Source organism: Amycolatopsis rhizosphaerae, assembly GCF_007713715.1.
Classification (GTDB): Bacteria; Actinomycetota; Actinomycetes; order Mycobacteriales; family Pseudonocardiaceae; genus Amycolatopsis_E; species Amycolatopsis_E rhizosphaerae.
In genome coordinates this window covers 1-3,296 of the sequence record NZ_VJWX01000662.1, presented here as the reverse complement: position 1 = coordinate 3,296, position 3,296 = coordinate 1, and the positions used below count along the sequence as shown (strand labels likewise).

At 70.1% G+C, this 3,296-nt stretch carries 6 protein-coding genes; 3 read left to right on the top strand and 3 right to left on the bottom strand.

The features are described 5' to 3' along the window. The coding region (locus FNH05_RS35145) for an AMP-binding protein (protein WP_144593157.1) at window positions 1–368 on the bottom strand (368 nt) is incomplete at its 3' end. A 90-nt stretch (window positions 369–458) separates the two neighbouring features. On the opposite strand from FNH05_RS35145, the gene FNH05_RS35140 reads away from it, so the two are divergent. Next, window positions 459–1,073 carry a TetR/AcrR family transcriptional regulator gene (locus tag FNH05_RS35140; protein WP_144593156.1) on the top strand — a complete coding sequence of 205 codons (615 nt, stop codon included), beginning with the start codon at window positions 459–461 and terminating at the stop codon, window positions 1,071–1,073. Window positions 1,074–1,108: 35 nt separating this feature from the next. Here FNH05_RS35140 and FNH05_RS35135 read toward each other — a convergent pair whose 3' ends face one another. Continuing rightward, complete coding sequence (locus FNH05_RS35135) at window positions 1,109–1,546, bottom strand: hypothetical protein (protein ID WP_144593155.1); 438 nt, start codon at window positions 1,544–1,546, stop codon at window positions 1,109–1,111. Window positions 1,547–1,678: 132 nt separating this feature from the next. On the opposite strand from FNH05_RS35135, the gene FNH05_RS35130 reads away from it, so the two are divergent. Beyond that, the gene (locus tag FNH05_RS35130) at window positions 1,679–2,404 is read left to right on the top strand and encodes a GAF and ANTAR domain-containing protein (RefSeq protein WP_144593154.1); all 726 of its coding nucleotides are present in this window, start codon (window positions 1,679–1,681) and stop codon (window positions 2,402–2,404) included. A 42-nt stretch (window positions 2,405–2,446) separates the two neighbouring features. Here the strand turns inward: FNH05_RS35130 and FNH05_RS35125 are convergent, their stop codons facing one another. Then, complete coding sequence (locus tag FNH05_RS35125) at window positions 2,447–2,851, bottom strand: MarR family winged helix-turn-helix transcriptional regulator (RefSeq protein WP_144593158.1); 405 nt, start codon at window positions 2,849–2,851, stop codon at window positions 2,447–2,449. A gap of 145 nt (window positions 2,852–2,996) precedes the next feature. On the opposite strand from FNH05_RS35125, the gene FNH05_RS35120 reads away from it, so the two are divergent. After that, window positions 2,997–3,296 (top strand): YceI family protein (locus tag FNH05_RS35120; protein WP_144593153.1); only part of this gene is annotated, 300 nt, incomplete at its 3' end.

Here is a 3,296-nt window from a genome sequence, read left to right as displayed (position 1 = left end):
AGCTCGCCCGCCCCCTCCAGCACGACCACGGACGCGGCGGAATGCCTTGCCACGTAGGCGATCTGTTCGGGGCTGAGCGTGTGGTAGGCGGTGCACGAAATGGCCTGCACATGGGCGGCGGCCAGATCGGCGATCCAGTGCTCGAACCGGCCGCCCATCATGATCAGCAGCCGCTCGCCCGGGGCCAGTCCGAGGGCCTGAAGCCCACGGGCCACCCCGGCGACCTGTTCGCGCAGGTCCTCCCAGCCCAGCGTCCGCGTCCCCGCGGTCAGCGCCGCCGCGCCGGGATACGACTCCGCGTTGCGCCGCAACAGCCCGGGCACCGTCAGCTGGGCGGCCTCGGCCGCGCACTCCGCCGCAAGGTTCATACTTGCTCCCTCTCGATCTACTCCGATCGTCAGAACGAGTGTTACGTATCATCGGTTACGTAACAAGGGTTATGAAAAAGGTGGGACACGATGTCACGGCGGGTACGCGATCCCCAGTCACGGGAACAGCTCGTGGAGGCCGCGTGGCGGCTGGTCGCCCTCCACGGCCCCGCGGCGACCACGCTGCGCGCGGTGGCCGCCGAAGCCGGTGTCACGACCGGCGCCGTGACGCACTACTTCGAGGACAAGGCCGAACTGATGGCGGCGGTCCTGCGGCACAACAGCGCGATCGCCACCGAACGGGTACTGGCCGCGATCGAGGGGCGTCGCGGACTGGCCGCGGCCGAACGCGCCACGCTCGCCCTGCTGCCGCTCGACGAGGTCCGGTTCCGCTGCTGGCAGGTGTGGCTCGCGTTCTGGTCGCAGGCCCCCGGGCAGGTCCGGGGCGGGAGTTTCCTGGAGGGGTACCGGGAATGGGCCGACCACGTGGCCCGGCACCTGGCCGAGGCCATCGAGGACGGCGAACTGCCCGAGGGACTCGACCTTAGGTACGAGATCAACGTACTGGGCACACTCGTCGCGGGTACCGGCCTGCTGGCCGGATCGGACGAGGCCGGGCGCAGCCAGATGCAGCGCCGCGCACGCCGGATCTTCGGCGAGCACTTCGCCGCACTGAAGGGAAAGTCGACCCTGCCGGGCGTTTGAGCCCCCCGCTGTCCGCCACGGGTGCCGACACGCCGCTAGTTGAGCGACGGGTCGCGCGGCTCGGCGGTGAGCAGCCGCGACCAGCGCCCGCCCGCACGGCCGCGCGCGGGCAGGGCCAGATACGCCCACGCGGTCATGCCGTGCCCCTCCCGGATGATGCCCCAGGCCGAGGAGCCCTGCCCCTCGCCGCGCACGAAGCCGGGACGGTGGGGCGTGAGCAGTTCGGCGGCGCTGACGTCCAGCCGCAGGTAGTGCGGATCGCCTGCCCGCAAGAAACACACCGTCACCGGCTCGGCTCCCAGCTCGAAAGCCCCCACGCACAGTTCGTCGACGAACATCAGCACGCTCACCACCGTCTCCGGCTCGCAGTCGGAGAGCAGTCCGCAGACCACGTCCCGGACCCACCGGAGTTCGTCCCGGCCGGCCAGGCGCCGCCACACGATACGTTCCCCCCAGGGGAATTCGCTTCCCATCGCGCGCCTCCATCGGCCGCTCGACGAACGGTGCCTGTCGGTATACCCACGGTGGCCGACGGTGAAACCCCGCTGGAACGACCCGCCGGAACGACCTGGCGGGACCCACCGCGTTGGGCAAGACTGGAGGACATGACGGAGCAGACGGCACTCCCGGCCGAGCACCCCGGCCCCGACGGCATGGCGCTGACCGAGGTCCTGAGTTCCGTGGTGCGCACCCTCGAGCCCGAACCCAGCCTCACGCGCACCGTGGAACACATCGTGCGCGCGGTCGCCGCCACGGTGCCGGGCACCGAGTTCGCCGGGGTGTGCCTGCTGGAATCGGGCCGGATCCGCTCGGTGGCGCCCACCAGTGAACTCGTGGCCCGCTTGGACGAGCTCCAGCAGGAACTCCAGGAGGGTCCCTGCCTCGACGCGGTGTTCGACGAGACCATCTACCGCACCGGGGACATCGGCCGTGATCCCCGCTGGCCCAAGTACGGTCTCGCGGCCGCCGGGCTCGGCATCCGGTCCATGCTCGGCATCCGCCTGTTCACCAGCTCGACCAACCTGGGTGCGCTGAACCTGTTCTCGACCGCGCCGGATGCCTTCGACACCGCCGCGGAACAGGTGACGGACCTGTTCGCCGCGCACGCGGCGGTGGCGCTCGCCGGCTCCCGGCGGCAGGAACAGCTCAGGCACGCGCTCAACACCCGCGACACCATCTCGATGGCCAAGGGCATCCTGATGGAGCGTCACCACATCGACGCCGACCGGGCTTTCGGCCTGCTGGTGCAGACCTCCCAGCGCGCCAACCGCAAGCTCCACGACATCGCGCAATGGCTCGTCCACGAAGCCAACGAAGGCCGCGGCGACTGACGCCGCCCGGCCCGGGTTCCCGCAGGCGGTGGAGCCGCCTGCCTAGCGTTCGTCGGCCGCGAGGCGCTCGAGGACCCGGTCCGAGATGGCGGCCAGTGCCTCCACCTGTGCCGGGGTCAGGGCGTCGAAGACCAGCCGCCGGACGGTTTCCACGTGCTCCGGCGCGGCGCCTTCGATAGCCTCGCTCCCGGCGGAGGTGAGCACGACGAAGGCGCCGCGAGCATCGGACCGGCACTCCTCGCGGGCGACGAGCCCCCGTTTCTGCATCCGGGCCAGGTGGTGGGACAGCCGGCTCTTCTCCCACTGCAGCTCCCGCGCCAGTTCGAAGATCCGGACTCGCCCGCCGGGCACGTCGGTCAGCGCGACCAGCACCGCGAAATCGGAGTAGGACAGCTCGGAATCGGCCTGCAGTTGCCGGTTGAGGCGGGCGGTGAGCTGGGCCTGCATCGCGAGGTAGCCGCGCCAGGCACGCTGTTCGGGCTCCGTGAGCCACCGGGTCTGGGTCGTCACATCCACAGTGTACGCGGAATAGTTGACACATCATCCATGTTGCCACCGAGTAGATGACACATCAACCAGCAAGGAGGTCCCCATGACCGCCACCACCCAATACCCCCGGCTGACCGGCACCTACGAGCTGGACCCCGCCCACACCCGTCTCGGCTTCGTCGCCCGGCACGCGATGATCACCAAGGTGCGCGGCGCGTTCAGCGAGTTCACCGGGACCGCCAGGATCGACGGCGACCACCCGGAGCGGTCGGGCGTCACGGTGACCATCAAGGCCACCAGCATCGACACCCGCAACGCCGACCGCGATGCCCACCTGCGCAGCAACGACTTCCTGAAGATGGACGAGTACCCGGAGATCACCTTCCGGTCGACGAAGATCGAG